Source organism: Halomonas qinghailakensis, from assembly GCF_025820815.1.
GTDB lineage: Bacteria > Pseudomonadota > Gammaproteobacteria > Pseudomonadales > Halomonadaceae > Vreelandella > Vreelandella qaidamensis.
This window is the reverse complement of record NZ_CP096973.1, coordinates 1,202,450-1,225,754: the sequence shown is the minus strand read 5'-3', so window position 1 is coordinate 1,225,754 and position 23,305 is coordinate 1,202,450. Positions and strand designations below refer to the sequence as shown.

Below are 23,305 nucleotides of genomic sequence, written 5' to 3'. Positions count from 1 at the left end.
GCAATCCCGTCAGACGCGACAGCATAGGCGATACTCTAAGAGGAGCGGCGAGAGGCACTGTGGGTATGCTAGGCTTGGGTTTTTGTACCCCCATCTGGCAAGTGGTTGGTCGCTTGTCGGTAGGAAATCACGCTCAAGGGAGTATCCATCCATGGCGCCACCTAATGCCGCCCCTGTCAGTTTTCTCTGGCATGACTATGAGACATTTGGTGCCGATCCGCGTCGCGATCGGCCCGCTCAATTTGCCGCATTACGCACTGACGCCGAGCTAAATGAAATCGGTGAGCCTATAGAGCTCTACTGCAAACCTGCCGATGACTACCTGCCGCATCCTGCTGCTTGCTTGATTACGGGTATAACACCGCAAAAAGCGCAGCGGAAAGGCTTGCCTGAGGGGGAGTTTGCCCGCCAAGTTCAAGGCTTTATGAGTGAGCCAGGCACCTGTGTGGTGGGCTATAACAGCCTTCGCTTTGACGATGAAGTTTCCCGCCATCTATTTTATCGCAATCTTCTTGATCCTTATTCCCGTGAGTGGCAGAACGGCAATTCCCGTTGGGACTTGATTGATGTTGTGCGCGCGTTTTATGCCCTGCGGCCGGATGGTATTGAGTGGCCGCAGCGGGAAGATGGTGCGCCTAGCTTTAAACTTGAACACTTAACAGCGGCCAATAATATTGCCCATGAAGGCGCTCATGATGCGGTGGCAGATGTACGTGCTACGATTGCCCTGGCGCGCTTGTTGAAAGCTCGAAATCCACGGCTTTTTGACTATCTGCTGGGGTTGCGCGGCAAACGTGCAGTAGCTAAACACCTGGATTTGCCCAGCGCTAAACCGCTTTTACATATTTCTCGTCGCTACCCAGCTAGCCGTGGTTGCAGCGCGTTGGTGATGCCGTTGGCCGAGCATCCCACCAACCCTAATGGGGTTATTGTTTACGATTTAAGCGTTGATCCTAGTGATCTGCTAGCCATGAGTGCTGAACAAATCCGGGAGCGTGTCTTTGTCAGTCAGCAGGATCTTTCCGAGGGAGAGGTGCGTATACCGCTGAAAGTCATCCACATTAATCGCTGCCCGGTAATCTTTCCGGCGACAGCATTAAAAGATGCGGATGGCCCACACAAAGGCGGCTACGGCACGATTGTTGAGCGGTTAGCGATTGATATTGATGCCTGCCGCGCGCATTGGAAAATACTGCGTGAGGCCAGCGGCGTGGCTCAAAAAGTCGCTGAGGTGTTTAACGCGGGATACGAAGAGGAGCCTCAAGACCCTGACTTAATGCTTTATTCCGGTAGCTTTTTCTCTGCCGCTGACCGCCAGCAGATGGAGCGAGCTCTGGCGATGAATCCTTGGGATTTAGTCGGTCAACGCTTTGCTTTTCAAGACCCGCGCCTAGAAGAAATGCTATTTCGCTACCGTGCGCGCAGCTACCCTGAAACGCTTGAGGGGGAAGAGCGTGAGCAGTGGGAGGCGTTTCGCTGGATGCGTATTAATGATCCGGCCTTGTCAGGCTTTACGCTGAAAGCATTTGCGCGTGAAATAGAGCGTTATAACCAGCAGCCCTTGTCAGATCATGAGCGCCAGGTGTTGGAAGAGGTGGTGATGTACGTTGAGGCAATGATGCCAGCTCAGGCATTTGATGCCTGAGCTGGTGGGTTTGGTTTAGCTAAATCAGTACTTAGCGTGGGTCGGTAAACGGCACGCGTGCTTCTCGGTAGGGAGTGATATCACTGGGCGAATCGCCAGGGTTATAGCGAATATCTAACTGGTGTGATTGAAGAGTAGGCCACAGTGCTTGCAGTTCTCGCACGCTAACATCCAACGCTAGTGTGGCAAGTTGTTCACGGCGATCAAAGCGCACGTCCTCCAGTGCTGTGGCTTGCCAGTAGCGGTTTGCCATGCCCTGTAAGCTCGTGTCTCGTTGGGTCAAGCGAGAATGAACGGCTTGACGATGTGGTGCTAACGCTTCCTCGGTTAGTGTGTTCAGGCGCTCGCCTGCTGCTGCCATAAAGGCGTCCATGCGCTCGGCGATCACACCGCTTTCAACATCCGGCGACTGCACTACCAAGGCAATACCCGGCGCTTCTAGCAGGGGGGAATAGCCCGCATTAACAATATAGCCAAGCTGCTCCTCGGTACGCAGTTGCTGATAAAAGGGTGTGTCCAACCACTGAGCCAACACGCTAAGGCGTGCCTGCTCTTCAGCGGTCTTGTCGCGGCCCTGCAAATAACGCAGCACAAGTGACTCCTCACGGGTGCTGTGCGGGTGGAGCACGGCAGACTCATTGCTTACCTGGAGCGGTTCAAGCGTTGGAATGTCTTCACGAGTGAGGCGCGGCGTTAACGCTCCGCGTATTACATTAGCTTGCTTACGCGCTAGATCTTGGTCCAGATTACCAACGGCCATTGCGTCAATGTATAGCGCATCTAAAAACCGTTTTCGGAAGTTTTCCAAATGGTGACGCTCTAACCGCTGGCTGGCGTCAAGTAATTCAGCCGTTGACCACTGAGGGGTCAATAATGCTTCGCCCAGTGCACGGCTTGCTTGGCCATAAAGCGATGCTTGGGGAGCATTGCGCCACTCGCGCTGAAATTGATAACGCACACGTTCAAAAGCGCTGGGGGAAATATCGGCGTGCTTAAGCTGCTCAATCGCCTGCTCTATCAGTGGCGTTTGGCCATCCCGCCAGCCTGAAAACGACAGCGTCATACCACGTCCGTGAGCATAGGCACTGAACGATTGGCCAGCCAACCAGGCTGGATATAACGACTCGTTTAGACTGTCATTTAACCAACCCGCTAAGAGACGGGTAAGGACCGCTTCTTCTGGTGAGTAGCTGGCGCTGGGGTGTTGAAGGCTTACTCGCCACTCAACGCTTGGGGTGTTAAAGCGGCTATCTTGCATGTGCCATGCGGTAAACGAAGGCACATCAATCAACGTCTCAGGGCGCTCGTCTTGCCCCGCCTTGAGGGTGAGGTCGCTGGCGATAAAAGGGTTGGGTTCAGGTAGCGCTAAACCACCAAGTGTTTGGCCTGGCTGGGTGGGGGGGAGTTCTTTCCACTGGGTGTTGAACCAGGGGGAGATGGTGTCACTTTCTACATCCGGCGCCGAGTAGAAGCGCAGAATGTTGTCTGGTGTCAGCGCATCGAGATACACCTGCTGGCGCTCACTATCCATGCCATCCATCCGATAAGGCGCATACTGCACATCATCCACTGGATAGCGAGAAAGACTCATGGCTAAGCGAGTGGCTTCCTGCTGCGGTGCGCCATGCTGCTGAAAACGAAATGCTTGTTCATTTAGGTTTTGTTGTTCTTCGTAACGCCATTCAGCCAATCCTTCCTTACGTATTTGCTCAATGGCAGCAAACAGCGTGGCCTCGATATCGTCCAGCCGCTGCGCACCAGCAGGCGTTAAGCTAATGGAAACAGTAAACAGAGCTTCATTGCCGTCTCCTCGGCCCACTCCCGCCGAAAGTGCATCTGCAAGACCTTCTTTGCGTAGCGCTGCCAATAAACTGCCGTCACCTTCATCGCCAAGCAGATGAGAAATTAGCTGAGTTGGTTTGGTACGGTAGTCGTCGGTAGGATCAGGAATCGGGAAATAGAAGCGTAGCTGACGGCGATCCTGTAATGACTGACGTTCAATGTAGCGAGGCAGCGTGTCTGGATCGACCAGCGGTGCGTCAATGGTTGGAACGCTTAGGTCGTTATCAGGAAGGCTGGCAAAGCGTTCCACTACCAGTGCTTCAAGGGTATCAAGCGGCTGAGGGGCAACAATAGCCAACTTCATTACGTTGGCATCATAGTAGCGATGATAAAAATCAATCACTCGCTCGCGCAGGGTGGCCTCACCTTCCGGTGGGCTTGCCAGCGTGTCACGGCTGCCAACTGCAAAGCCCGTGGTGGCATTATCTGGGTTGAGTAACTGGTTCAGTACATCGTTTTCACGGCGGGATTCATCGCGAATGCGAGCCATGTACTCAGAGTGAACAATATTCCGTTCGCTTTCCAACTGGTCGGCGTTAAACAGCGGTGAAAGGAAAAATTCGCTAAAACGATCCAATGCGCCCGGCAGCGCTGAAGGCTCAATATCAAAAAAATAGTTGGTATCTTGCTGGGCGGTAAACGCGTTGTGGGAGCCTGCATTATCCGAAATATAGCGCTGATAGGCATCAGACTGAGGGTACGGTTCAGTGCCCAAAAACAGCATATGCTCTAAGAAGTGGGCTAGCCCTTGCAGGTCGTCAGGGTCTTGAGCGCTGCCAACGCGAACGTTCATCGAGGCAGCAGCTTTATCGGCGTCTGGGTCGCTCACAAGTAACGCTTGAAGGCCATTTTCTAGCGTCAGCACGCGGTAGTCGCGTTCATCAAAAGGGCTGACGATAGGGGTAATGGCGTCTTTTACAGGGGTGTCTGGAGTAAGTGCCGTATTTTCAGCAAAGGCGAAAGAGGGCACGTACCAAGCAACGCCTATGACAACGCCGATAAGGGCCTGCCGTGCAGCGTAGTGGTTGGGCAGAGGTTCATTAGATCGCAACATTACGGCTCCTATGACACAGCCCAGCGCAGCATTGGACCCACCGGATGGGCGCAAGACAATGACTGATAGGCAGGGTTATTAACATGTTTTGATACCGGAAAAGCGCCTAACAGTTCCAATGGCGCGGGCATTAATAATGAATTGAGTGATTCAGCAGGGGTTGTTGGATCCAGCCAGCGCGTTAGGGCGTCTGGGGGGATGACAACGGGTAAGCGGTCTGTAAGTGAAGAAAGGCAAGCGTTGGCTGGCACGCTGATTAGCGCCGTCGAGTCAGTAAAGGCGGTGAGCGTTGTGTGGTAGCGGCACCATAACGCGCCCAATAAGAGTGGCCCCCGATTAACGTGGGTGACTAAATAGGGTTGTTTGCTGTGTGCTTGTATTTTCCAGATATAAAATCCGCTAACGGGAATGACGCAGCGTCGAGCGCTAAACGCTTCGCTAAACATGGCACGTTGGTTAAGGGTTTCTGCTCTGGCGCAATGGGGGGCGTGGTCGAGTACTTTTAGCCAAGGAGGGGTAAGCCCCCAGAATAATGGCTGAAGCTGGTGGCGGCCCTGTTCAAGGCGTATTGCCGAGACAGGCTGGCGGGGCGCTAGGTTAGGCGATTCGATCAGTGGTTCAGCATTAGTAAGCGAGGGTACAAGGCGTGATAGCGCGAGGCGCTGTACGTGAAGGCGTCCCGTCATGCCTGTCTCCTTATGCGAAATAGGGGGAGTGATGGTGCAAAATGGCGGGGTGGCACAACATTAGGTTAAATGTCGTGTTTTAGTGTCGAAAACAGTGTTCGATGTAAGGTATCCTAGCGTATCCCTTGCTCACGCTAAAGCGCGATGAGGCCTCCTCCTGTTTGCCGCTGACCTTAAGAGATCGCCATGGCCCGTCCTAGACAGCATGCGCCCGATGCCCTTCACGCGCAGGTCATGCACGCTTGTGATGAGTGGTTGGCTAAGCAGCCAGTCCATGGTTTATCACTGCGTGCCCTGGCCAGAGAAGTGGGTTGCGCGCCAAGTACGCTGCTGAAATTATATGGCAGCTTTAATAACTTATTGCAGTACGTCAACGTTGAAACGCTGGCACGCTTACAGCATACCATTACTAGCCTGGCAGAAGATGATCCGGAGCCATGGCTGCGCTCGTTAGCACTTGCTTATTGGCGTTTCGCTGAACAGGGTTGCTATCGCTGGCAACTGTTATTTGATTATCCTCTCGCCCAAGAAGGTGAATTGGACCAGCGCCAGAGCGACCTGATTGAAGCGCTGTTCACTCAAGTAGAAACATCGCTAAAACAGTATCAGCCAGCATTAGACGACCTGGAGGCACGACGCCTTGGTCGTACTCTTTGGGGAAGTGTGCATGGCTTGGTACAACTTGGGCTAAATGAGCGCCTAGGTTATTGGCAAGGGCAGCAGCTAAAGGTGGATGAACTACTGGATCAGCTAATGAGCACAGTGCTGGCTGGCCTTCGCCACCGGGAGGCAGGGACGTGACGTGGTGGTTGAAAATGATTCGCTGCTTACTGCGTCGCGTTATCTATGTGGTTATGCGGATATGCTACCGCTTCTCTGTTCATGGGCAAGACTATCTGCCTAAAAACGGCGCGGCGTTAGTGGTGTGTAATCATGTCAGTTTTATGGACGCGCTGGTGCTTGGCGGCGGTAGCCCCAGGCCGCTGCGGTTTGTGATGGATCAGCCTATTTTTGAGTCTCGCTGGCTAAAGTGGTGGTTTCAGCTAGTGGGCGCGATTCCGATTGAGTCAGAGCGGCACAGCCCTGGGGCGTTGCGTCGGACGCTGGATGAAGTAAGCCAAGCGTTGCGGGCAGGTGACGTTGTGATGGTCTTCCCTGAAGGGCGGATAACCCCTGACGGCGAAATTCATAACTTTCGGCGCGGACTCGAAACTATTCTTGCCCGCGATAATGTGCCGGTAATTCCCGCTGGTTTAGCGGGGTTGTGGGGGTCTTGGACGTCACACTACGGTGGCAAAGCGCTCAAAAAATGGCCATCGCGTTTTCGTGCCCCGGTCAGTCTTCACTTTGGCCCACCTGTCTCAATTCATGAGGTAGAAGGTGTTTCGTTGCGTCGCTATTTAGAAACCCGGGTGAGGGCGCTGAAGGCGGCAGGCGATAGCGAAATCGCCCACCGTTAAACGATATCTGCTATATCACCTCTGTCTCAGCCACAAAGTCGCACCGTCTGGCGCAATAGTAGATTAGCGACGTGTAAGGCGCAGCTTTTGCCAGCAGCGTGCCGAGGTGATTAGGTTGTCGCGGATTTCTAAAATCTCCATCCGCGTATTGCCGATCTGTAAACAGGCAGGCCCTTCCGGAAATGCTTCCAGGTGCTCAAGAATTAAGCCATTCAGGGTCTTAGGGCCATCGGTAGGCAGTTGCCAGCCCAGCATTTTATTGATTTCTCGGATGTTGGCCGTGCCTTCAATCACATGGCTGCCATCATCTTGCTGATGGATCTCTTCATCCTCTGAGACGTCGGTAGTAAATTCCCCGACAATTTCCTCAAGAATATCTTCGAGCGTTACCAAGCCTTCTACGTCGCCGTATTCATCTACCACGATGCCAATGCGGCGCTTCTGTTTTTGGAAGTTCAACAGTTGGGTATGCAGCGGCGTGGATTCTGGAATGAAATACGGTTCCCGCGCTTCTTGGACAATTGCCGCTTTGGTGACTTCGCTGCGCGATAAAAAACGCGCTGCGTTGCGTAGGTGCAACATGCCAATAATATTGTTGATATCGCCTTTGTATACGGGTAATCGAGTGTGCTGACTGGTGCGGATCTGGGTCAGGATATCTTCCAGCGTGTCGTCGAGGTCGATGCCCAGCACTTCGTGCCTTGGCACCATGATGTCGTTAACCGTGACATTCTCAAGGTCAAGAATCGACAGCAGCATAGCACGGTGACGATAGGGAATAAGTGTGCCTGCTTCATGGACGACGGTGCGTAGTTCATCGCGGGTTAGGCTGTCACCACCGTTCTCAACGCTTTTAACGCCCATCAGGCGCAACAGGCCATTAGAGATAACGTTGACTAGCCACACCAAGGGATAAAGTAGTTTGAGCAGTGGCTCCAGACCCAGCGAGGTGGGGTAAGCGATTCGCTCAGGTTTGATGGCCGCGTAGGTTTTAGGCGTGACTTCGGCAAAAATAAGAATCGTAATCGTCAGCAGTGCAGTAGAAATAGCGGGGCCTGAAACATCACCAAAGAAGTGAATAGCGATGATGGTAGCAATCGAGGCGGCTAAATTATTGACGAAGTTATTGCCAATTAGGATAACGCCAATCAATCGGTCGGGGCGTGTTAACAAGCGCATAACACGTTTGGCGCGGCGATCACCGCTGTTCGCTTGGTGGCTAAGTCGATAGCGGTTTATCGACATCATGCCTGTTTCAGAACTGGAGAAAAAGGCAGACAGCAGTATCAGTATGGCTAGCAGGCCGAACAGTAACCCCAGGGGGAAGTCGTCGCTCAAGTCGAAAGTTCCTTTGTGGCGTATTAGGCTCGATTTGTAGAAGTATGGAAGTGGCCTGTCAAGACCACTGTTATCAACGCCAAGCTAAGTCAGTGCTGATAATGCGATAAGCATGTGTTTAGCGATTGAGCAATATTTCCAGTACAAACTTACTGCCAAAGTAAGCAAGCAGTAACAGTACGCACCCACCTAGCGTCCAGCGCACAGCACGCATGCCGCGCCAGCCAAAACGATATCGACCCACTAAAAGCGTGGTAAAAATAATCCAGGCGCCCAGCGAAAGTACCGTTTTATGTACCAAATGCTGAGCAAACATATTGTCGAGGAAAATGAGCCCGCTGATGATCGAGAGTGTTAGCAACAGAATGCCCGACCATACCAGTTCAAACAGTACTCTTTCCATGGTCGTCAGCGGTGGTAACGATTGCACAATGCCGCGAATATGGTGATGGCGCAGTGCTTGGTTCTGCAAGCCGACTAATACCGCTTGAATCGCTGCAATCGCCAAAACGGCAAAGGCCAGAGCAGAGCTGACGGCGTGTAGTAAAATGCCGGGTGTTAAGCCGCTGTGACTGCCCTGGCTAGGAAGCCAAGTGGCAACAATAAGCGCGATACCCGCGAGAGGGAATAGCACAATGCCAGCGTTAAGCACAGGCTTAAACAAGCTGGCGACCAACACCACATTAACAGCCACAGCCATCAAAAGCGTAGCGCTGGTAGTGAAGCCGGGAAGTAGCCCCGGGGCTGCACTAACAAGCTCTACAACCACTGGGATATGCAGCAAAAGTCCCAGTGCACCGAGTAAGCGCACCATACCCTGGCGGGGTGGTACGCGGCGAAATAAAGTCATGCCCTGCCAAATAGCAGCGGCAACATAAAGAATAAAAGCGATCGTGGCGAAAGGGAGCGCCTGCATGATGCTATCCGTGCGCCTTGCAGCGCGTTGTTGAGATCAATGTTGTAAAGACAAGGCTATAAAAACCGGCATTGTGAAAATCAGCAATGCGAAACCGTTCAATCTAGAACAGTCTGCCTACTATAACCAATCATAGCGGCGTCGCACAGCCATCGATAACCAACGTTGACGACCATGGAGACTCGCGCGGCGAGCGCGTATAATCGCTTACACATTCGTCCGGTGAGACCGCCCGGCGACAACGACGGAGGCAGAGGCCCCATGTTTCAGAATCTGAGTGAGCGTCTTTCCCAGACGTTGAAGTCGATCAAAGGCCAAGCGCGGCTAACTGACGACAACATTAAAGACACCCTGCGCGAGGTGCGTAAAGCCCTGTTAGAGGCCGATGTTGCCTTGCCGGTGGTGAAAGCATTTATTGAGCGGGTACGCGAACGTGCTGTTGGTCAGGAAGTCTCGAAGAGCCTTTCGCCAGGCCAACAATTTGTCAAAATCGTCCAGCAAGAGCTGGAAGCGATTATGGGCGAAGCCAATGAAGGCTTATCCCTGAAAAGTTCGCCTGCGGTTGTGTTGATGGCCGGCCTGCAGGGGGCGGGTAAAACCACCTCTGTTGCCAAGCTGGCGCGTTACCTGCGCGAGCGCGAAAAGAAAAAAGTGCTGGTAGTCTCTGCCGATGTCTACCGCCCAGCGGCCATCGATCAGCTTGAGACGCTGGCAAAAGAAGTTCAGGTGGATTTCTTCCCCTCTCGTTCCGATCAAAAACCGGTGGATATTGCCACGGCGGCGATCAAGCACGCCAAAATTCAGTTTCATGATGTTGTCCTAGTCGATACCGCGGGGCGGCTAGCCATCGATGAAGCGATGATGGCCGAAATTCAGGCCCTGCATAAGGCCATTTCACCGGACGAAACGCTGTTTGTGGTTGATGCCATGACCGGCCAGGATGCGGTGAATACAGCGAAAGCATTTCACGATGCTCTGCCGCTGACCGGGGTGATTCTTACCAAGGCTGACGGTGACGCCCGTGGTGGTGCGGCGCTTTCGGTTCGCCATATTACTGGCAAGCCGATCAAGTTCATGGGGGTTGGTGAGAAGGTAGACGCCCTTGAGCCTTTCCACCCGGATCGCGTGGCATCACGGATTCTGGGTATGGGCGACATGCTGTCGCTGATCGAAGAAGCCGAACGCACGGTAGATAAAGATAAAGCCGCTAAACTGGCCAGTAAGGTCAAAAAGGGCGATGGCTTTGATCTGGAAGATTTTCGTGATCAGTTACAGCAGCTCAAGAAAATGGGTGGCATGGGCGGCCTGCTTGGTAAGTTACCCGGCATGGGGCAAATGGCAGAAATGGCCCAAGGCCCCGGCCCGGAAAAAGAGCTTGGCAAGCTAGAAGCGTTGATTAACTCTATGACGCCAAAAGAGCGCCGCAAACCAGATATTATCAATGGTTCGCGCAAACGTCGTATTGCTGCGGGTGCTGGCCTGCAAGTGCCGGATCTAAATCGTCTGCTAAAACAGCATAAGCAGATGCAGAAAATGATGAAAAAAGCGGGCAAAAAAGGCGGCATGCAGAAAATGATGCGCGGTATGTCCGGCATGATGGGCGGCGGCGGGCCGGGTGGATCAGGTGGTCCCGGTGGCATGGGCGGTATGGGTGGCCCTGGCGGCCTTCCTTGGCGTTAAGCCACTGTTGGCAATGTCGCAACGTGCTTGGCAAGGTTGACGGCTTATGAGTTTTCTGGCTGTCAGGCTTTCCAAGCCGAGCGCATTTGCGTAGAATGCGGCCTCTTCATGCGTGGGTGTTGGCAAAAAATGCGCAAGCATCGGCTTACTATCTGCCAGTGAAGATCCTGATGGTACGCAGCAAATCACTGATTTTGATCTGCGGTACCGAGAAAATAGTATGACGAGTGTTCTGTTAGCGATCTGCGCTATTTCACACTCTCGTAACCTCAACCGAAGGATAGTTATCGTATGGTTACCATTCGTTTGGCACGTGGTGGCGCCAAAAAGCGTCCCTTTTATCACCTGACTGTTACTGATTCACGCAACGCCCGTGACGGTCGTTTCATCGAGCGTATCGGTTTCTTCAACCCGGTTGCCCGTGGTCAAGAAGAGCGTCTGCGCGTTGATCTTGAGCGTGTTACTCACTGGCAGAGCCAAGGCGCACAGCTGTCTGGTCGCGTTGCTGAGCTGGTTAAAGAAGCGCGTAAACAGGCTTAAGCCTTTTAGTGCGTGGCTGTCAGTAAGTGATAGTAGGTGATGTTGTCGTTGTAATTTGTTGGAGCGGTCGTCGATGACGCGTTTTGAAACTAGCCATACAGACGACGCACATGTGGTGCTTGGTAAGCTAACTAGCCCTCACGGGATTAAAGGTTGGCTTAAGGTCTACTCCTATACCAATCCCATAGACAGCATCATGGAATACCCCGAGTGGTGGGTGCGCCAAGGTGAAACCCTTACGCGCATGACCGTTATTCAGGGTCGTCGGCAAGGCAAAGGTCTTGTGGTGCAGCTAAAAGGTATTGATGACCGAACGGCAGCCGAAGCGCTGGCGCAAACGGACATCGTGATGCCGAAAGAAGCATTGCCTACGCTTTCCGATGATGAGTATTACTGGCATGAGCTTGAAGGCTTAACCGTCTTTACTCAGTCAGGCGATCGGCTAGGGCAGGTTAGTTACCTGTTTGAAACCGGCGCAAACGATGTCATGGTGGTGCGCGGTGATAACGACGCAATCGACAAGCGTGAGCGACTGTTACCTTTCTTACCCGACGATGTGATTGTTGAAATCAGCCTCGACGATGGCCGTATGGTCGTTAATTGGGACCCTGAGTTTTGAAAACAGGCCTGAGTAAGCAGTTGTTGAGCGAGCTCACAGTAACTGATTCAACCGTTACTGCAGCAGACGGCGAAGAAAGCAGCCAGACGGATGCTCCCGCGATGTGGATTGGCGTGGTGTCGCTGTTTCCAGAAATGTTTGATGCGATTACTCAGCAAGGTGTGGTCGGTCGAGCGGTAGAGAAACAGCGTATTGCCCTGGAGTTTTGGAATCCGCGCGACTACGCCACTGATCGCCACCGCAGCGTGGACGATCGCCCTTACGGCGGCGGCCCCGGTATGCTGATGAAGGTAGACACGCTACGTGCGGCTATCTTTGATGCTCGGCAACGAGCAGAGCAAGCGACGGGACAATCGCCCACCGTGATCTATCTCTCGCCCCAAGGGCGTAAGCTGGATCAGCAGGGTGTTCAAGCGCTCGCCTCAGCAGGCCCCTTAGTTGTGGTCGCTGGTCGTTATGAAGGCATTGATGAGCGCGTGGTAGAGAGTGACATTGATGAAGAATGGTCAATTGGTGACTATGTGCTGAGCGGCGGTGAGTTGCCTGCAATGGTGCTAATTGACGCGGCGGCACGGCTGGTACCCGGTGTATTGGGCCACCAGGATTCCGCTATCGAAGACTCGTTCAATGACGGTTTGTTAGACTGTCCGCACTATACCCGTCCTGAAACGATCGACGGGCGACAAGTGCCTGATGTGCTGTTAAGCGGTAATCATGCGGCTATCAAGCGCTGGCGGTTAAAACAGTCATTAGGCCGTACATGGCAACGCCGTCCTGATCTGTTAGCAGGACGCACGCTTGATGCCGAGCAGCAGCGGCTTCTAGACGAGTTTATCGAGGAACACGCTTTGTCAGCGAAGTAGCTGTTTGTCAGCTAATCAAGACAGAGCGGCGGTGCAGGGCGAATAAGGCAGATCATCTACTAGATAGAGACAGTCAGCCTACGTACCTGCGTCACCCATAACGACTCCCGCGTGGCTCGTTTCGAGCGCCGGGATCACGGTTTGCCCCTCCCACAACTGCGTGGCAAGCCATTACGTTATTCAGGAGTATGAAAATGAGCAGCAAGAACAAGGTGATCCAGGCGATCGAATCCGAGCAAATGGGTAAAGAGATTCCGGCCTTTGCACCGGGCGACACCATTGTCGTTCAGGTTAAAGTAAAGGAAGGTACCCGTGAGCGTCTGCAGGCGTTTGAAGGTGTGGTCATCGGTAAGCGTAACCGTGGCCTGAACTCCGCGTTCACCGTACGTAAAATTTCACACGGTGTTGGTGTTGAGCGTACCTTCCAGACCTACAGCCCGCTGGTTGACTCTATTGAAGTCAAGCGTCGCGGCGACGTTCGTCAAGCCAAGCTGTACTACCTGCGCGAGCGCAGCGGCAAGTCGGCGCGTATCAAGGAAAAGCTGGCTTAACGGCCACTTTTTCACGGGCGCACGCTGTTTTTGACAGGCGTTGTGCTCGGATACTAAAACCCCGTCACCGCTTTGCGGGGCGGGGTTTCTGTTTGTGTGGTGCCACCGTCAAGAGGCCATTAGCCTATGAGCGTGATTGATGCCTATCTGGATGCCTTATGGTTAGAACAGGGGGCAAGCGACCATACGTTAGCGGCTTATCGTCATGATTTAACCGCTTGGCAGCAACAGCTCGAAAGCGCTGGGGAAACACTGTTAACCCCTTCGCCTGAGCGTTTCAGTGAATGGTTGGAAGCGCGCCGAGAGCAAGGTTATCAACTACGCAGCAATGCACGGCTGCTTTCGTCGCTGCGCAGCTTTTATCGTTGGGCGCGGCTTTATGGGCATATTGCCAACGACCCATTAGCTAATGTAGCGCTACCGCCAGTGCGACCCAGCCTGCCGAATACCTTGGAAGAGGAGGAAGTGGAACGTCTCTTGCTTGCTCCTGATACCAATACTTTGCTTGGGATACGTGATCGCACCATGCTTGAACTGCTGTATGCCTGTGGGCTGCGTGTGTCGGAATTGGTGGGATTGACGGGCGATGCGATCAACCTTCGCCAAGGGGTTGTCCGCGTAAGAGGCAAGGGCGATAAAGACCGGCTGGTCCCGATGGGAGAAGAAGCAGCCGAGTGGATCGAGCGTTATTTGAAGACGGCGCGCCCTGCATTGATGCAAGATCCTACGCGGCCGGCGCTATTCCCTGGCCGAGCAGATGAAGCCATGACCCGGCAAACGTTTTGGCACCGTATTAAAGTTCATGCGATAACTGCAGGAATTACCCGTCCTCTGTCGCCGCATACGTTGCGCCATGCGTTTGCGACCCATTTATTGAATCATGGGGCTAATTTGCGGGTCGTACAGCTGTTGTTAGGTCATAGCGATCTATCGACAACGCAAATTTATACGCATGTTGCCCAGGCGCGCTTGGAGCAGCTGCATGCCGAACACCATCCGCGAGGTTGAAGATACAATGCATCAACGTAGGTCTTTAGTTGCTAAATCCTGTGTTCCCTGGCTGGCGTTGACGGGCTTGTTACTGCCCGTTGTGGCCAGTGCCGACGCCGTTGCAGAACGTTTGGCGGAAACTTTACAAGTTAATGGCCAATCAATGCCGGTGGAGCAAGTAAACGCAACGCCGATGGATGGGGTGTACCACGTTATTCTTGATAGTGGGGAGTCTTTCTACTCCAATGCCGATGGCAGCCACTTTTTGGTAGGGGACCTCTACCAAAATGCGGATAATAGGTTGATTAACTTAACCGAGCAGGCGCAAAACCAGGAAAGAGCGGAGGTGCTTGCTTCTATTCCAGCGAGCGAGCGAGTCGTTTTCCAAGGCGTAAATGAGCCTAAAGCCACGGTTATTGTATTTACTGATCCAACCTGTCCTTACTGCGTGCGTCTGCATGAGGCGATTCCAGAGCTTAACGAACGTGGTATCGCTGTACACTATATGGCGTTCCCGCGTGCAGGTATGGGCAGTGGTGCCGCGACGACGCTTGAGCAAGTATGGTGTTCAGAAAATCGCAGCGAGGCTATGACGCAAGCCAAACAAGACCAAACGTTAGCAGCTTCGGCTAACTGCGATAACCCCGTTGCCGAACAGTACGAATTAGGTAAAGTGCTGGGGGTGCAGGGTACGCCCGCCATTGTGTTGCCTAACGGGCAAATGGTACCTGGGTTTGTACCCCCCGACCGGCTCGTTAGCATGTTAGGCTTGAACGACGAATAACGTCACTTAAGTGACGAACGATAGCGCTGAGACACTGATTTAAGAGGCGGCACCTGGAGTGCCCATCACGAAAGGGGAAGTATTTTGAAACCGGTAAGAGTAGGCATTTGTGGGTTAGGTACGGTCGGTGGCGGTACATTCAACGTATTAACACGTAACGCTGATGACATTAGCCGTCGTGCAGGCCGCCCGATTGTGATTGAGCAGGTTGCCCACCGCAGTATTCATCCTGACTGCGATATTACCGGCATTAATGCGACCTCTGACGTGTTTGAGGTGGCTAACAACCCCAATGTGGATGTGCTGGTAGAGTTAATCGGCGGTTATGACATCGCCCGTGAATTGGTGCTGACCGCTATTGAGAACGGCAAACACGTCGTGACTGCCAACAAGGCCTTGATTGCGGTTCACGGTAACGAAATTTTCCGTGCCGCTCATGAGAAAGGCGTTATTGTTGCCTTTGAAGCAGCCGTTGCGGGCGGTATTCCGGTCATCAAATCGTTACGCGAAGGCCTGGGTGCTAACCGCATCGAGTGGGTAGCGGGCATCATTAATGGCACCGGCAACTACATCCTCACGCACATGCGTGATGAAGGCCGCGCGTTTGAAGATGTGTTGGCTGAAGCGCAGGCGTTAGGTTATGCCGAATCTGATCCCACCTTTGATGTGGAGGGTATCGACGCTGCCCATAAGTTGACCATTCTGGCATCCATTGCCTATGGCGTGCCGCTGCAGTTTGAAAAAGCCTTTACCGAGGGGATTTCCCGCATTACCGCCGAAGACGTTGAGCAGGCCGATAACCTGGGCTACGTGATTAAACACCTGGGCATTTCTAAACGAACTGATCAAGGGCTGGAACTGCGGGTTCACCCGACGCTGATTCCTAAAGAGCGCTTGCTGGCCAATGTGCACGGCGTTAAAAATGCGATTGCTGTGATGGGCGATGCAGTTGGCCCAACGCTTTATTATGGCGCTGGGGCTGGCGCTGAGCCAACGGCTTCTGCGGTGGTCGCTGACCTGCTAGACGTGGCGCGTGACATCACTACCGATCACCACTACCGGGTGCCATATCTGGCCTTTAGCGGCATTGATGAAGATGTGAGCCAACTGCCTATTATGCCGATGGAAGACATCACCACGGCGTATTATCTGCGTCTGCTGGCGGTGGATCGTCCCGGTGTATTGGCACGTGTCGCCACCATCCTGGCTGAGCAGGGCATCTCTATTGAGGCGCTGATCCAGAAAGAAGCGACCGAAGGTGAACTGGTGCCGATCATTCTGCTGACGCACCGCACCAAAGAAAAGCAGATGAACGAAGCGATTCGTGAGATCGAGTCCATGGCGGATATTGCTGGCCCGGTGACCCGTATCCGCGTTGAAAGTCTGGACGAAGGAGAGTAACCCATGCGTTATATCAGTACGCGCGGCCAAGCGCCCGCGCTCTCCTTTGAAGAAGTAGTATTGACGGGTATGGCCAGCGACGGCGGGCTTTACGTGCCGGAAACACTGCCCGAGTTTTCCAAGGAAGAGCTGGCCAGCATGGCCGGTCTTTCCTACGCCGAGATTGCGTTTCGGGTGATGAAGCCGTTTGTAAATGGCGAAATTGACGATGAGACGTTCCGTCGCTTAGTGACAGAAGCCTATGCCACGTTCAACCATGACGCCGTCGTGCCGCTTAAGCAGCTAGATGCTGGTCACTTTCTGCTAGAGCAGTTCCACGGCCCGACGCTTGCGTTTAAGGACGTTGCGTTGCAGCTGCTTGGGCGGCTGCTAGACCACTTTTTGAAAAAGCGTGACGAGCGTGCCGTAATTATGGGCGCGACCTCTGGAGACACGGGTTCAGCGGCCATTGAAGGCTGTCGCCACTGCGATAACCTCGACATTTTTATTCTTCATCCACATAACCGTGTATCAGAAGTTCAGCGCCGCCAGATGACCTCGGTGCTGGCTGATAACGTGTTTAATATCGCCATTGAAGGTAACTTCGATGACGCCCAGGCAATGGTCAAGGCCAGCTTTGCCAACCAGGACTTCCTGAATGGCACGCGCTTAGTGGCTGTGAACTCGATCAACTGGGCGCGCATTATGGCGCAGATCGTTTACTACATTGCTGCTGGCGTTGCATTGGGTGCACCCCAGAGGGAAGTTAGCTTCTGCGTTCCGTCGGCTAATTTCGGTAACGTGTTTGCCGGTTATATGGCCTATAAAATGGGCTTGCCGGTTAAGCAGTTCATTATCGCCACTAACTCCAACGACATTCTGCATCGTACGCTGACGGCCAACGACTTTTCCAAAAAAGAGTTGGCAGCGACGCTTGCGCCTTCGATGGATATTGTTGTCTCGTCAAATTTTGAGCGTTTACTGTTCGATGCTTACGACCGTGACGGTGCCGCTGTGGCAGCGCTGCTAGAGCGTTTCCAGCAAGAGCCTACGGCGCTTGCCGATGCACCGCTGGCCAAGCTGCGTGAAAAGTTTGCCAGCCACAGTGTGGATGATGCGACCATTCTTGAAGTCATTCGTGAAGCTCACCACCGTACTGGGGAAATTCTTGACCCCCATACGGCGACTGGCTACCGCGCTGCAGAGCGCGCACGAGTAGATAACACGACGCCGGTGATTACACTGGCGACCGCGCATCCAGCGAAGTTTGCTGAAGCCGTGGTCAAAGCAGGCTTCCAGGGCGTGCCGTTGCCCACTCATATGGACGACCTGCTGGAGCGCGAAGAGCGTTACACAGTGTTGCCCGCTGAGCTAAGCGCCGTGCAGCAGTTTGTCGCTGATAATCGGCGCTGAGGAGTCATGGCCGACGAACCAGCACTCGCGCAGCAGAACGCCAATCAGCCACGCTTAGAGCCTCGTCCACTGGACGAGGCCGTGTATGTACGTGCCCAGGCGGAAGGCTTAAGCGAGCTACAGGCACGGCTATTGGCCTCACGCCTACCGGGTTACACGGGAGAGCTTGCACCGTTGGTGGCGCCAAGCCTGCGTTACTTAGCGCACCCCGAAAAGTTAGCCGATGGCCGCCGCGCCGCTGAACGGATCGCCCAAGCAGTGGCAGAAGGGGAGTCTATCGGCATTCTCACCGATTACGACGTGGATGGTATCACCTCCCACGTGGTGATTCGGCGCACGTTAGTGGAGCTGTTTGGCGTACCCGAACACAAACTACATAGTTTGATTGGGCACCGTATCCACGATGGTTATGGCATTAGCTTGCCGCTGGTGGAACGCACGCTTGGTTTAAAGCCGCTGCCCACGCTGGTGATTACCGCCGACTGCGGTAGCTCAGATGAGCCGCGGATTGCACGACTCAAAGCCGCCGGTATTGATGTGGTGGTCAGCGACCATCACGCGCTGCCGTTGGAAGGCCCGCCGCCTTCCGCCTACGCCTGTGTTAACCCAACACGCAGTGATTGTGACTATCCCGATAAAACCATTGCGGGGTGCATGGTGGCGTGGCTTTTGATGTCGCTTGCCCGCGGGGTATTGATTGAATGGGGAGCGCTGCCTGACGCGACGCCCAAGCTATCGCCGTGGCTCTCTTATGTCGCACTAGGCACCGTAGCGGACTGTGTTTCACTGGGCGGTAGCCCCGCTAACCGTGCCGTGGTGAGCCACGGGTTAACACTGATCAACCGCATGGATGCTGCCTGTTGGCGTGCCATGGCAGCGCGGCTCGGGGCGGATAGCGTGCCGTTTAATGCCGAAACGCTGGCGTTTCAAATGGGGCCCAGAATCAACGCCCGTTCGCGGCTAGATGACCCCTACGCGGCGCTGCACTTTATGCTGGCGGAAAGCGACAGTGTCGCCAATCGCCAGCTAGAGGTGCTCGACCAGGACAATCAGTCCCGTAAGGCGATCGAGGCGGACATGGCAGAAGAGGCACGTACGCTTGCTGCTCCTGCGCTGGAAGCCAATGAGCCTGTGGTGGTGGTGCTGCTAGAAGACGGCCACCCAGGCGTACAGGGAATTGTCGCTTCACGGCTGGTGCAGGCCTATGGCCGCCCTGCATTGGTGCTGACTCGCGCGGCGGCGCCCAATATGTTGACCGGCTCTGGCCGCTCGATTGATGGCCTGCATCTGCGCGATGCGTTGCAACGCACCTTTGAGCTAGCCCCCGAGGCGTTACCACGCTTTGGCGGCCACAGTGGGGCGGCCGGTGTCGGCGTGCCAAGAGAGCAGCTAGCGGCCTTTAAAGCCGCCTTTTTACAGGCAGTTGGCGAGCAGCTGGGCGATACGCCGCTTTACCCGCGGCTGTGGACAGATGGCGAGCTTTCTACCGCTCAGCTGTCTCTGGTAACGCTTACCCAGGTCGAAGCCCTTGGCCCTTACGGGCGTGAATTTGACCCGCCCCTGTTTGAAGGGCGATTTATTGTTGAGGCGCTACGCCCGGTCGGCGCTGAAGGTTCGCATCTGATGATGGAGCTTTCCATGGGCGCGGTGACCAGTAAAGCGATCTGGTTTCGCGCGTTAACGCCAGGAGAGCTGCCCTCGTTTGGCGTGGGCGATACGTTGCACTGCGCCTATAAGCTTAATCGCAATCGCTGGCGAGGGCGTGAAACTCTCCAATTGATGGTCGAGCACGCTAGCCCAGTTTAATCTTCTTTGCTATTCGCGGGTTTTAGTCAGTGGGCAACATCATTTGATGGTTGAATAAGACAGGAAACTTGGTATGTCAGGCTTACTTAGTGGTAGCAATGTGGCTGCCAAACCGTCACGTATCCTGTTTTTTCCCTTGGGTTGGGTGCTTGCGCATACTGTGCGTTGTATCGAGATAGCCAACGTGCTGCGTCAGCGCGGGCACGAGGTGTTTTTCGCCGGTGATGACCCTAACCATCCCAGTTCTCGCTTGGGCCTTGTTCAAGACGCGGGGTTCCCTCTTCTCTATGCTCGGGAGCCGAATCTTCCCGACATATGGTCACGCTTTCAGCGTCTTGGTTGGAAAGCCTCCTTTTGGGATATGGTGCACCTACGCTATTGGGCGCCTCTGAGCAAGATTGTTGAGTCCCAGCTGCAGGCTATCGAAAAGGTCAAACCTGATCTAGTGGTGGGTGATGCCACGGTAAGTGCCAGTACCGCTGCGTACATTGCCGGCGTACCGTGTGCTGGTGTCATGAATGGCTATGCCGCGAGACTGCTAACGCCGCCAACGCCGACCTACTATGCTGCTAAAGGCTTAGATCGCTACTTATTATCTGGTATCCGACGGCGACTTTATCAGAAGTATCAGCGGCCAGACCAAAATGCCTTTGACATGCTCTATAACATGCCAATGATTTCGCCTGATTTACCAGGGCTCTACAGCTTGCCTAAACGGTTTCGCGACTATCATATGGTGGGGCCGATCTCACCTGATCTAGCGGCGCCGTTACCTGACTGGTTTGATGAACTCCAAGATGGTACGCCCAATGTTTATATCACCATGGGTTCAACAGGATTGTTGGAGCACTTTTTGTGTAGCACTTACCCCACGTTGGGAGCGCTGCCCTATCGTTTTATGGTGACCACTGGTGGTCAGGTGAGCGAAGAGGTGATGAACGCTGCCCCGAGTAATTTCCGTTTTACGCGCTATGCGCCTGGCTCGCAGCTTTTGGCTCATGCCCGAGCAATGCTATATCACGGTGGGAATGGCAGTATGTATCATCAGTCATTAGCGGCTGGTGTGCCAATGCTGGCGCTGCCCGCCCACTATGAGCAGCGTCTCAATGCTCAAATTGGCGTGCGCCAAAAATTCGGCTTGCAGATGTCAGTGCGTAGAATTAATCCCAATAAATTGGTGCGACAACTAGAGCGATTAATGCATGAACCAGTATTTCGTCAATCTGCTCAACGCTTTTCAAGCGCCGTACAGAACGCAAATGGGGCAGCCAATGCCGCCAATGTACTAGAGAGTGTTATGGGAGGTTGATGAGATAAGAGCCATTGAGCGTCGGAAATACGTTCTCCCTTACCGGTGATGCCTTTTAAGGCCACTGACGTTGCAGAGTCTCTTGGAATCAGTGCTCGAACAATTCTACAAAAGGACACCCTCATGCGGGACGATCTTCCTAAAGATCCGCATAAATACTATGAAGATATGATGGCCATGCTACTTGGCACGCTGTTTGTTGCTTTAGGAGTGGCATTTTACACCCATTCAGTATTGATTACTGGCAGCACCGCGGGGCTGGCATTACTGCTGAATTACGTGACTGGTTGGGGATTTGGCTTCTGGTTTTTTGCCATTAATTTGCCGTTTTACTATTTGGCGATTAAGCGTATGGGGTGGAGTTTTACGCTGCGCACGTTTGCGGCGATTGGCTTGGTGTCGCTGTTTTCTGAACTCACCCAAGGCTGGGTACAGTTTGCCAATGTTCCATCGCTGTACGCTGCGTTGATGGGGGGCGCTTTAATGGGCATAGGCATGTTGATGCTGTTCCGGCATCGAACCAGCCTAGGGGGAATTAATATTCTCGCGCTCTACCTGCAAGAAAAGCACGGCCTGCGAGCAGGCTATGTGCAGTTGGGCATCGACGGACTAATTCTGCTGGTGGCACTAACCCAACTTCCGTTAGACCGCGTGGGTTACTCTGTGTTGGGGGCTCTGACGCTGAATTTGATTATTGCCTTGAACCACAAACCAGGGCGGTACATCGGAGTTAGTTAAACAGAACCAATGATAGTAAGCCGCTGAAGAGTTTTTGCAAAACAGGGTAGATAGCCTCCGATGCCTCAAACCGCCTATTCCTGTTAAAGTAGGCGTCGTTAAATTTAGTTAAAAAGTATGTCCCGCGAATAAGAGTCGATTTCCAAACATATAAATAGTAGGGCAGGGGACAATGCACCACGATAGTGTTTTATCCAAAGCGATAACAACAAACAACTCGAATGGCCACCAGGGGCTTTCTGAGGCATTGAACAGTGCTAAGTGTTTGGAACCTCCGGTCAAGGTAACGCCTGTTTCAGCCAGCAAAGGCATCGTGCATCGGCTGCGTTTGGCGCAGCACAATTTACTTTCTGTCTGGCGGGAAGAAGATTACTCAATACGTACCTCGCGCATGTCGTTGATGAAGCAAGACTATGTCTTGTGTAATAGCCCCGATACGGTTCGTCGTGTTTTCCTTGAACAACATGACAACTATGATCGTAAAAGTCCGCAAATGCGTCGTGCTCTGGAACCGCTACTTGATGATGGGTTGTTTGTCAGCGATGGCGATTTGTGGCGCCAGCGTCGACGCCAGTGTGCGCCATCGCTAACGAATGGCCTGTTGCCCGGTTTCTGTACCACCATGACCGCCTCGGCGGAGGAGACTGCCAAGCGCTGGGCCCAACATCCATCGGACGCGCCCATTGATATGCTGACTGAGATGGCTCATTTGACCGCGCGTATCATTGGCCGAACGATTTTTGGGGATGACACCACAGACGAAGAAGCTGAGCAGGTGGTGGCTGGTTTTACCGAATACCAGCGTCATTCTGAGCACTTAGATATGGCCAATATGCTGGGATTGCCATTTTTAAGTTTGCTAGGTAATCCACTACGAAGAGCACGTACGCGTTATTCGGCAAAACAAGTGCATGAAATTATTGACCGCATCATTGATCGTCATACGTATAGATCAGGGCAAGGACAGCATAGCCTGATTGAGAGCTTTATGACGTCTATGAAGGATGGTGGAGATAATAGCTGCCCGATGGGCCGAAAAGCAGTGCGTAATGAAGCGATTGTCATGTTTATGGCAGGACATGAAACAACCGCCAATGCACTAGCATGGTGTTGGTATTTACTCGATTATGACCCTCATGCTATGGCGCGCCTGCAGCATGAACTTGATGAAGTGCTCGATGGTAGAACACCGTGCTACGAAGATGTCGCTAATCTGCCCTACACCATGGCGGTATTTGAAGAAGCCATGCGGCTATATCCGCCTGTACCTATGCTAAGCCGACAAGCGCGGGGAGACGATAAGGTGCGCAATCGAGATGTGCGTCAAGGCACCGTTTTGTTGGTGTCTCCTTGGTTGTTGCACCGGCATCGTAAATTATGGGAAGCACCCGATCATTTTGTGCCAGAGCGTTTTCTTCCAGAGTCTCCACGTCCAGACAAATTCGCCTATCTACCCTTTAGCGTAGGCCCTCGGGTTTGTCTCGGAAAACGCTTCGGACTTTATGAGGGGGTTCTCTGCTTAGCGACATTGGCACAGCACTTCACGCCAAAACTAGTTTCAGGCCACCAAGTGAGCATTGAATGTCGGCTGACATTACGCCCACAAGGCGGCCTACCCATGATGCTACAACCACGGTGATATTGCTTATCAAGCGTTAAGCCAGAACCACCAGACGATGGCAGCGATCAGG

Annotated in this window: 20 protein-coding genes; 16 read left to right on the top strand and 4 right to left on the bottom strand. The window is 53.5% G+C overall.

The window, feature by feature from the left end:
• The first annotated feature begins 151 nt into the window (after nucleotides 1-151).
• Nucleotides 152-1,645 carry an exodeoxyribonuclease I gene (sbcB, locus tag M0220_RS05710; protein ID WP_264018921.1) on the top strand — a complete coding sequence of 498 codons (1,494 nt, stop codon included), beginning with the start codon at nucleotides 152-154 and terminating at the stop codon, nucleotides 1,643-1,645.
• Between the two features lie 31 nt (nucleotides 1,646-1,676).
• Here sbcB and M0220_RS05705 read toward each other — a convergent pair whose 3' ends face one another.
• Both M0220_RS05705 and M0220_RS05700 read right to left on the bottom strand, forming a co-directional pair.
• Complete coding sequence (locus tag M0220_RS05705) at nucleotides 1,677-4,541, bottom strand: insulinase family protein (RefSeq protein ID WP_264018920.1); 2,865 nt, start codon at nucleotides 4,539-4,541, stop codon at nucleotides 1,677-1,679.
• A gap of 8 nt (nucleotides 4,542-4,549) precedes the next feature.
• Nucleotides 4,550-5,227, bottom strand: a complete 678-nt coding sequence (locus M0220_RS05700) for an SOS response-associated peptidase (protein WP_030074438.1) — start codon at nucleotides 5,225-5,227, stop codon at nucleotides 4,550-4,552.
• Nucleotides 5,228-5,413: 186 nt separating this feature from the next.
• On the opposite strand from M0220_RS05700, the gene M0220_RS05695 reads away from it, so the two are divergent.
• Nucleotides 5,414-6,028 carry a TetR/AcrR family transcriptional regulator gene (locus M0220_RS05695; protein ID WP_030074436.1) on the top strand — a complete coding sequence of 205 codons (615 nt, stop codon included), beginning with the start codon at nucleotides 5,414-5,416 and terminating at the stop codon, nucleotides 6,026-6,028.
• 14 nt (nucleotides 6,029-6,042) lie between these two features.
• A complete protein-coding gene (locus M0220_RS05690; RefSeq protein WP_404813854.1) occupies nucleotides 6,043-6,687 on the top strand; it encodes a 1-acyl-sn-glycerol-3-phosphate acyltransferase in 645 nt (214 codons plus the stop codon).
• A 63-nt stretch (nucleotides 6,688-6,750) separates the two neighbouring features.
• On the opposite strand, the gene M0220_RS05685 is transcribed toward M0220_RS05690, so the two are convergent.
• Both M0220_RS05685 and M0220_RS05680 read right to left on the bottom strand, forming a co-directional pair.
• A complete protein-coding gene (locus M0220_RS05685) occupies nucleotides 6,751-8,025 on the bottom strand; it encodes an HlyC/CorC family transporter (RefSeq protein ID WP_264018918.1) in 1,275 nt (424 codons plus the stop codon).
• A gap of 118 nt (nucleotides 8,026-8,143) precedes the next feature.
• Nucleotides 8,144-8,941, bottom strand: a complete 798-nt coding sequence (locus M0220_RS05680; protein ID WP_030074430.1) for a cytochrome C assembly family protein — start codon at nucleotides 8,939-8,941, stop codon at nucleotides 8,144-8,146.
• A gap of 261 nt (nucleotides 8,942-9,202) precedes the next feature.
• Between M0220_RS05680 and ffh the strand changes: the two genes are divergently transcribed.
• The 13 genes from ffh (at nucleotide 9,203) to M0220_RS05615 (ending at nucleotide 23,253) form a co-directional block, all read left to right on the top strand.
• The gene (ffh, locus tag M0220_RS05675; RefSeq protein ID WP_264018917.1) at nucleotides 9,203-10,621 is read left to right on the top strand and encodes a signal recognition particle protein; all 1,419 of its coding nucleotides are present in this window, start codon (nucleotides 9,203-9,205) and stop codon (nucleotides 10,619-10,621) included.
• A gap of 291 nt (nucleotides 10,622-10,912) precedes the next feature.
• Complete coding sequence (gene rpsP / locus M0220_RS05670) at nucleotides 10,913-11,161, top strand: 30S ribosomal protein S16 (RefSeq protein WP_009724081.1); 249 nt, start codon at nucleotides 10,913-10,915, stop codon at nucleotides 11,159-11,161.
• Between the two features lie 73 nt (nucleotides 11,162-11,234).
• Nucleotides 11,235-11,780, top strand: coding sequence for a ribosome maturation factor RimM (rimM, locus tag M0220_RS05665; RefSeq protein ID WP_030074426.1), 546 nt, complete (start codon nucleotides 11,235-11,237; stop codon nucleotides 11,778-11,780).
• A gap of 101 nt (nucleotides 11,781-11,881) precedes the next feature.
• Complete coding sequence (trmD, locus tag M0220_RS05660; RefSeq protein WP_030074425.1) at nucleotides 11,882-12,643, top strand: tRNA (guanosine(37)-N1)-methyltransferase TrmD; 762 nt, start codon at nucleotides 11,882-11,884, stop codon at nucleotides 12,641-12,643.
• A 194-nt stretch (nucleotides 12,644-12,837) separates the two neighbouring features.
• Entirely contained in the window at nucleotides 12,838-13,194 is a 357-nt protein-coding gene (rplS, locus tag M0220_RS05655) for a 50S ribosomal protein L19 (RefSeq protein ID WP_009724084.1), read from the top strand.
• A gap of 126 nt (nucleotides 13,195-13,320) precedes the next feature.
• Nucleotides 13,321-14,202, top strand: a complete 882-nt coding sequence (gene xerD / locus M0220_RS05650) for a site-specific tyrosine recombinase XerD (RefSeq protein WP_264018916.1) — start codon at nucleotides 13,321-13,323, stop codon at nucleotides 14,200-14,202.
• Entirely contained in the window at nucleotides 14,177-14,968 is a 792-nt protein-coding gene (locus M0220_RS05645; RefSeq protein ID WP_264018915.1) for a DsbC family protein, read from the top strand. Before xerD ends, M0220_RS05645 begins: the two co-directional genes overlap by 26 nt.
• Before the next feature lie 84 nt (nucleotides 14,969-15,052).
• Nucleotides 15,053-16,369, top strand: a complete 1,317-nt coding sequence (locus M0220_RS05640) for a homoserine dehydrogenase (protein WP_030074419.1) — start codon at nucleotides 15,053-15,055, stop codon at nucleotides 16,367-16,369.
• A gap of 3 nt (nucleotides 16,370-16,372) precedes the next feature.
• Nucleotides 16,373-17,761 carry a threonine synthase gene (thrC, locus tag M0220_RS05635; RefSeq protein WP_030074418.1) on the top strand — a complete coding sequence of 463 codons (1,389 nt, stop codon included), beginning with the start codon at nucleotides 16,373-16,375 and terminating at the stop codon, nucleotides 17,759-17,761.
• Nucleotides 17,762-17,767: 6 nt separating this feature from the next.
• Nucleotides 17,768-19,567, top strand: a complete 1,800-nt coding sequence (locus M0220_RS05630; protein WP_264018914.1) for a single-stranded-DNA-specific exonuclease RecJ — start codon at nucleotides 17,768-17,770, stop codon at nucleotides 19,565-19,567.
• 73 nt (nucleotides 19,568-19,640) lie between these two features.
• Nucleotides 19,641-20,876 carry a glycosyltransferase gene (locus tag M0220_RS05625; protein WP_264018913.1) on the top strand — a complete coding sequence of 412 codons (1,236 nt, stop codon included), beginning with the start codon at nucleotides 19,641-19,643 and terminating at the stop codon, nucleotides 20,874-20,876.
• Between the two features lie 123 nt (nucleotides 20,877-20,999).
• Nucleotides 21,000-21,614 (top strand): YitT family protein, encoded by a 615-nt coding sequence (locus tag M0220_RS05620; RefSeq protein ID WP_264018912.1) that lies wholly within the window; start codon nucleotides 21,000-21,002, stop codon nucleotides 21,612-21,614.
• Nucleotides 21,615-21,786: 172 nt separating this feature from the next.
• Nucleotides 21,787-23,253 (top strand): cytochrome P450, encoded by a 1,467-nt coding sequence (locus tag M0220_RS05615; RefSeq protein ID WP_030074410.1) that lies wholly within the window; start codon nucleotides 21,787-21,789, stop codon nucleotides 23,251-23,253.
• The last annotated feature ends 52 nt before the right edge of the window (nucleotides 23,254-23,305 follow it).